Origin of the sequence: Bradyrhizobium sp. CCBAU 11386 (assembly GCF_028128955.1) — a bacterium.
In the GTDB taxonomy this organism is placed as follows: Bacteria; Pseudomonadota; Alphaproteobacteria; order Rhizobiales; family Xanthobacteraceae; genus Bradyrhizobium.
The window spans coordinates 1-6,202 of sequence record NZ_LBKA01000136.1 but is presented as its reverse complement, the minus strand read 5'-3'; the positions used below and the strand labels follow the sequence as shown (position 1 = coordinate 6,202).

Sequence of the window (6,202 nt, the reverse complement as noted above, 5' to 3'; positions counted from 1 at the left end):
TGAAACACGTGGGCCGCTCCGGCTCGATTCTGGCTTGGCGTTAGCCGAAACCGGCTTGCTCGATGACTACGTCTTGTTTCGGCCAAGTCGTGCCGGCTTCCGCCCTCTGGACATCGGCTTGGGGGGCATTGCACCTTTAGCCGGCGGCGTGAATAATTCGAACAAGTGAACACCCAAAGTCGCGGCGATCCGCTCCAGGAGATCAATAGTCGGGTTCTCTTTCTTCTGCTCAATGCGCCCCATGTACGAGCGGTCGATCCCGGCATCATAGGCCAATTGGTCTTGCGGAATGCCGCGCTCTACGCGGATCCGGCGCACATTCCAGGCCACAAGCGCACGAGCGTTCATGCGCAGAGGCAGCCATTTCGACGGTTATCAAACCACTAGTTATAGCCAGAGTATTACGATAAGCTCGCACTAGCTTTGGCTGTCTTCCCCAATTGCTTCGAGGAATCAGGCAACGGTGAGATGCAGGCGCAGCGAACGCGTGCCCGTCTTCTCGTTGACCATCACAAGCGTTCTCGTGGGGCAATTGCTTGCCATGAGCGGCAGAGAAGAAATAGCGCTTAGAGATACCTGCGGCGTTTTCCCGGGATGGCGACTAGATAGGGACGAATGTTCAACTATGGCTCGAAAGGGACACAAATATTCTCCGAGTTGGCCGGTTCTGGTTATTGCCTTTGACGAGTGCGGCCGGGCCGGTCACCACGGAGCACCATGCCTTCGCCAGGAACAGAACAGCAAGGACAAGCTAGTTACGGGGCAGATCTGCAATCGCTTCCAGTAGGACTGCGATGAAAACGTGAAAGCGGATGGAGACATCGAGTCAGTGGGAGCCGATATGCGATTGCCGTCTCAGCGCGAAAAGAAGGTTGGCGTGCGACCATTGGACGGATACCAAAACGACCTCAAATTAGATATTGTTGATCTGATTTCGGTAGACTTTTCAGCTGGGTAGGAGTTTCAGGCAGTGCCAGCCGAGCCGAAGGTCGCAGAATTGGCGCCCAGCGTCGACGAGCTCACGTCATATGACAAGGAGCACGCTGTTGCCTACATGCGACTTCTTGATGCGGACGCGGACAAGGCAGATTGGCGCGAAATCGCGCGAATTGTGCTTGGGCTTGATCCTACCGTTGAACCGGATCGTGCGCGACGCACATTCGAAAGTCATCTGACGCGCGCCAAGTGGCTAGCGGGCCACGGCTATCGCGATCTGCTACGTAGCGGTTGGCCAAAACAATGATCAGCGCGGATGTCAGCGGCGCCGGAATGTGTCGCGATCGCAAAAGTTGATCATTCCATCGATTAAGTGCGTGCAAGGCGCGTACACGATAAGAAAGCACCGGAAAGAGCCACAATCATCGGATGCATTTCGCCGCGTCTGAAGATTGTGCGGGAAAGGTGCGATGCCGGATACTGACTGGAGAAATGAGAAAGCGTACAGCGGTCTGAAGAAGGCGGATGCTGCCGACCTGGCCTGGGAGTGGCTGCGCCGGGATCGCGACTACCAACAGGATTATCAGCGGCTATCTCGCCGCGAACGTTCAAGCGCAGCGGCGGGCCAGTTCCGACGCAAGTGGGGGCTCTCGTTTTCCTGCTGATCCGCAAAGGACTTTCGAAGAGCATTCAGTCTTTTGGGCACCCGAGGTGCTGCCGACCGTACTGGCTGTGCGGGCAGCCAACTGCATTGCGCCCAAAAGCTATCAGCTCGATTTCAACAATCTGCCGGGCAGCGAGCTTCGTCGTGCGCCGGATGGATGGCATGCGATCGTGACGCTCGGGGGCACGAAGCATCGCCTTTGGCTAAGAGAGCTTCCGGTGAGCGGATATTCTGTCGATCTGCCGCTCGACGCCGATTTCGAGCTTCGTCTGGGGGCCGCGCGTCGATTTTGGCTTGCCCTTGAGCGTCGGGCGCTCGGAATGCCTCCTCTTGCTTTGCCTGCTTTGAAGCAGCGTCGGCTGATCCTTGCGCTGCGCGCAGTGGATGGATGGCAGAAAGGAAATAGCTACCGCCAAATCGCGCAAGGCCTGTTTGGAGGCCATCGTATTGCCGAGCGCGCCTGGAAAACAGACGATTTGCGCAGCCGAACCATTCGACTTGTTAAGCTAGGGCGGCGCCTCATGCGCCTTCGCTGGCGAGCATTGCTCGCCAAACGCAGAGGCAGGGATGACAAGTAAAGGGTTGCGGCGAAAATAAATGGCCTACCTTCCGCTCTGTCAGCCGATTCTGCTCCTGCCATGGCAGGATGGCCGCCAGGACAAAGTCTTTGCGCTCCGATGTCTAACTGTTGGAGTCTTGATTGCTGCACCAGAGCAGCGCCATCTCCGTAGGCGACTATGCTCGAATGGTTTTCTTAAGTTGAGCGCTCTCACCTTGAGCATTGATCTCCCGCTGTACCGGATTGAGGGACACCGCTAGACCTCAGGCAGCCTGCGCAAGTGCGACCTTTTTGCAAAGACGAGCCAGCCATCGGCAAAAAGAACGCGCGATCTCGGGGTGCGCGCTGCGATCTACGGCATAGGCCCGATATTGCATGCCACTCGGAGCGCGCGTGCCAGGGATGACTTGCAAAGCGCCCCCTCGCACTAGGTCACTGACGATGATTTCCGGCGCGACAAGAAGGCATTTTCCTGTCATGACGGCCGGCAGAGCAAGATAGTTGTGATCATACCGCGCGCCCGCTCGTATGTCACTTGAAGACAGGTTCATGGCCCTCAGCCATGTCGGCAGGATGTCGGGGCGGAGGTGATGTTCAGTATAGGGGTTGAACGAACAATCGAGAGCTCTTTGCCACCGACGAGATTTGGCGGGCCGACGCACACCAGCTCCTCTTTGTAGATCTCCCAACTGTCGGCGGGCTCGACGACGGAAAGATCCCGTGTAATCAAAATATCGAAATCATCCGAAGATGTCGGCGGCGCCAGCGAACTGACGACGTCCACGATAACGCCACCCGCTTCGGAAGAGAAAGCCTGCAGATTTGGAATGAGAAGAGAGAAAGCAAAGGTCGATAGTGACGTGCGGACCACAATCCGATTCGTTCCTGCGCCTGCACGGCGTCGCATTCTCTTCGCGGTGAAGCTGACCGTTTCGAGCGGCTCAGACACTGCGTTTGCGAATAGTCTCCCGAACTCGGTTAAATCGCTGCCCCGTCCACGCCGCTCGATGAGATCAGCACCCAGATAATCCCGCAGTACAGCCAAATACCGGCTGACCGAACTTTGCGTTGTTCCCAAAGCGGTGGCCGCGCGCGTGACGCTGCCTTCGCGGGCAACGGTCACAAACGCGCGGATGGCATTTAAAGGAACTTCCTCGTCTTGAGTCGCCATTGTCTGCCCCGGCGCCAGAATGAACACCCATCACATTATTCGATGAACATAGCCAGATCGCCGCGTATTTGGGGCGGCCATGCATGAAATCCTCGTCGGAGCGTGATACCTGCGCCAGTACCGCACAAGATCTGCGTCTCAGTTGGTGCTTGTCAGGGGCTAAGTCCTTTTGCCGCGTGCCGGCTTCGGCTTGCGACCTTTAGGTAACGTTGCCGGTGGCGGCGCGCCCTTGGATGGCCGAACAAACAGCTCGGAGACAGCTACGCCGAGCGTCTGGGCAAGGCGATCGAGAAGATCGATTGTCGGGTTCGCTTGTTGCCGCTCAAGTCCGCTCATATAGGAGCGATCAACTCCTGCATCGTAAGCCAGCTGCTCTTGCGGAATACCTCGCTGGACGCGGATCCGCCGCACATTGTAGGCCACAAGCGCACGAGCTCTCATGCGCGAAAGCAGCCATTTCGATGGTCATCAAACCACTGGCTATAACCTACCTAAAAACATCACCAGGTTGGAAAGTCTTAGATCGAATTATTCGATGCGTGCCACCGCATCGCCTTTCCCGGACGCTACTGGGGCGGCCCGCACAAGCGCCGGTATGTCGACCGTCCTTCATTCGCGGCGGCGCAGGCTTCCGGGCGCTGGCCGAAGCTTACCCGAACTGCTGCCTCGGCAGCGGTTCGATTCCGCTGCCCAACTCCCACGAACGGCCTCCATGCAAACAAAGATGCTGATTGAGCGAGGCGATGCTCCTCCATTCATCGAAATGGAGTTGCAGCTCCGATGAAATGAGCCGGCGCAAACTATCGCGATCGCAGGGACAGCCGTTCAGCCAAGGTTATAGTGGTCTTTATCCTTGGATTAGCGCAGACAGCGCGTTCAGGGACCCTAATCTCGTCCATTCTCTTGACTCAGAGAATGTCGTCTACCGGTACAACATCTTTGTGGACGTTCCGCACGCCGCCATCAGCCATGATACGGAATTTTAGGCTCTCCCGTCCGCTCAAGCGGCACGACGGCGAACTCTCTTAGCTGAGGCTCAAGGAACGCGCGCCGGTCGGGTTATCAAGTATAACGACCAGTTCAAATCAAACGCGGCACTGCAAGTCGTAACCTACATTGGCAGCAGCCATTGACTCCACAAGAGTGGCGTCCAGAGAGCAAAGTCTCGCAGTGTCGACTTGGAACGCGCGGGCGATACCGCGACTGAAAGCGGCGAGATGTCGCGAATTGGATCAGCCACTATCAAGTCGAACAGATGGCCATGCGTATCGTTGCCCATCATGTATGAGCCCGAACGAATTTGGATTCGGTGCGCGGTTGAGGCCAGCTGAGAGGTTTCGGCTTGGGCGTTGTTCAGACCATTCGAACGCCGCGGGCCAGCACACCCCAAGGTCACTCAGCTGAGAGACTTCGATGTTGCCCAGCGGTGCCAAGAGCGACGACGGTGTCAGGAAAGAGTTGTTGCAGAACACGGAGAGCAGCGCAGACGCGACTGGCGCGCCATGGAATGAATCCGATGCTGCTCCTGCCAGCCGCTATGCTAGCGAAACTAGCCGGTGGCTCGGCGATCGGGTAGTGAAACGCTGAAAGCGCTGTTCCTGGCCGATGCCGCAAGCCTCTGTGGTCAGCCAAAGCTGGCCACCTTTGCTCCCGTGAGGGTCAAGCCGCTCGCGGTGCTACCAAGTGGTATTGTGAGAGGTACCGCAGGGCACTACCTGGTGGGCAAGTGTTCAAAGACGACGCTGTCCCTACCGTGCCAACGACATCAAAGGTTAACGGCGACGTGACTCGGCGCTCAATCCCTGCAAAGCGCTGTCCCTGCCACGCGCCGCTAACTGTGCCAGCCTTGCCCGATTCGGTATCAAGCCTGACACGTTGCCCCCTTGAGGGTGCTGCCAAGTTGTAGGCCCAGAACGACTGCCAATCACCTACCTGAATTGGTCAGATCGTCTGGTAATTCTAAGCTGGTCCGCTGCGTTGTGAAGAAATTGGAGGGGCCGGTATGCAAAAGTTGCGTGAAAAGGGCTGGCACGCTGCCGCTCATGAGAGTGTTAAGAATGCGGCGGGGTAAGACGGGAGGAGATGCAAGCGATCACTTGAAAGAGGTATCGGCTAACTTCAACACGGTCAGCCTCCATCGGCACAAACTGACCGGGGTTCTATCGCCGGGAAACGCATGACACTACTGCCAGAAGTGGTCGTGTCTCAGCGGCCGGAAGCAGCGCGGGCGCGACTCGGGGCCGATCGGTTGGATCGGGCGATATCGCTGCCGCGCCCGCGCTGCAGATTGAGGTTAGCAGGAACGTGACTCGGCGCTGTCCCATTCTGATAAGGCGCTGTCCTACCACGCCTCGCTAACCCTAACGGCTCTGTACTCAGGCTAGCTTCGGCAATTCATAAACGAAAAGCAGCTCTTGTGGCCGCTTGCCGACATGCTCACTGAGCGCCGCTGAACAGCGTCATCAGAGATTACCTCGCGCAGCCAAAAGCGGAACCGATCGCTCCCAAGCCTGGCACAAAGTATTTTCTGTGCGGTATAGGCGGGGCAAGTACAGACTTCAACGAATCCGGTCATCGCGCCCAGAAAATTGATCTTAGAGCATGCGTGTGCGCACAGCATGATAATGCATTGGTAGTCTGTTCAGTTAAACGATCGGCCTCAGAGAGCGGGTGGTGCGCGCCAAATTCGTATTCGCTTGGCCTCAATATTCGTGAAGGCCGCATCAGGCTGCGCAACGTGCTGTCGACCGTTCCTGACCAGTTTGGTGGGCGGGCAGCCCCGCTACCCTGTTGTCCGTGAACAAGCCTCCAAGCACTTGATTGGGAGTCTGTTTTCCGGTTGCGGCGGCATTTGAGATTGCAGGGGATTGAG

5 protein-coding genes and 1 pseudogene are annotated in these 6,202 nt (G+C 57.3%); 3 read left to right on the top strand and 3 right to left on the bottom strand.

All coding sequences use genetic code 11. From position 1 onward, the window contains the following. Nucleotides 1-66: 66 nt before the first annotated feature. Nucleotides 67-348 (bottom strand): helix-turn-helix transcriptional regulator, encoded by a 282-nt coding sequence (locus XI09_RS09140; RefSeq protein ID WP_271566544.1) that lies wholly within the window; start codon nt 346-348, stop codon nt 67-69. Nucleotides 349-970: 622 nt separating this feature from the next. Between XI09_RS09140 and XI09_RS09135 the strand changes: the two genes are divergently transcribed. The 3 genes from XI09_RS09135 to XI09_RS09130 all read left to right on the top strand — a co-directional run bounded on the left by XI09_RS09135 (nt 971) and on the right by XI09_RS09130 (nt 2,178). Beyond that, complete coding sequence (locus XI09_RS09135) at nt 971-1,243, top strand: DNA -binding domain-containing protein (protein WP_271566543.1); 273 nt, start codon at nt 971-973, stop codon at nt 1,241-1,243. 163 nt (nt 1,244-1,406) lie between these two features. Further along, nucleotides 1,407-1,601 carry a transcriptional regulator domain-containing protein gene (locus tag XI09_RS46085; RefSeq protein WP_442869565.1) on the top strand — a complete coding sequence of 65 codons (195 nt, stop codon included), beginning with the start codon at nt 1,407-1,409 and terminating at the stop codon, nt 1,599-1,601. Nucleotides 1,602-1,647: 46 nt separating this feature from the next. Then, nucleotides 1,648-2,178 carry a DUF2285 domain-containing protein gene (locus XI09_RS09130; protein ID WP_442869564.1) on the top strand — a complete coding sequence of 177 codons (531 nt, stop codon included), beginning with the start codon at nt 1,648-1,650 and terminating at the stop codon, nt 2,176-2,178. A gap of 244 nt (nt 2,179-2,422) precedes the next feature. Here the strand turns inward: XI09_RS09130 and XI09_RS09125 are convergent. Together XI09_RS09125 and XI09_RS09120 are read right to left on the bottom strand one after the other, a co-directional pair. Beyond that, nucleotides 2,423-3,330: pseudogene (locus XI09_RS09125) on the bottom strand (LysR family transcriptional regulator). Between the two features lie 159 nt (nt 3,331-3,489). Further along, entirely contained in the window at nt 3,490-3,771 is a 282-nt protein-coding gene (locus XI09_RS09120; RefSeq protein ID WP_271566541.1) for a helix-turn-helix domain-containing protein, read from the bottom strand. Nucleotides 3,772-6,202 lie beyond the last annotated feature (2,431 nt).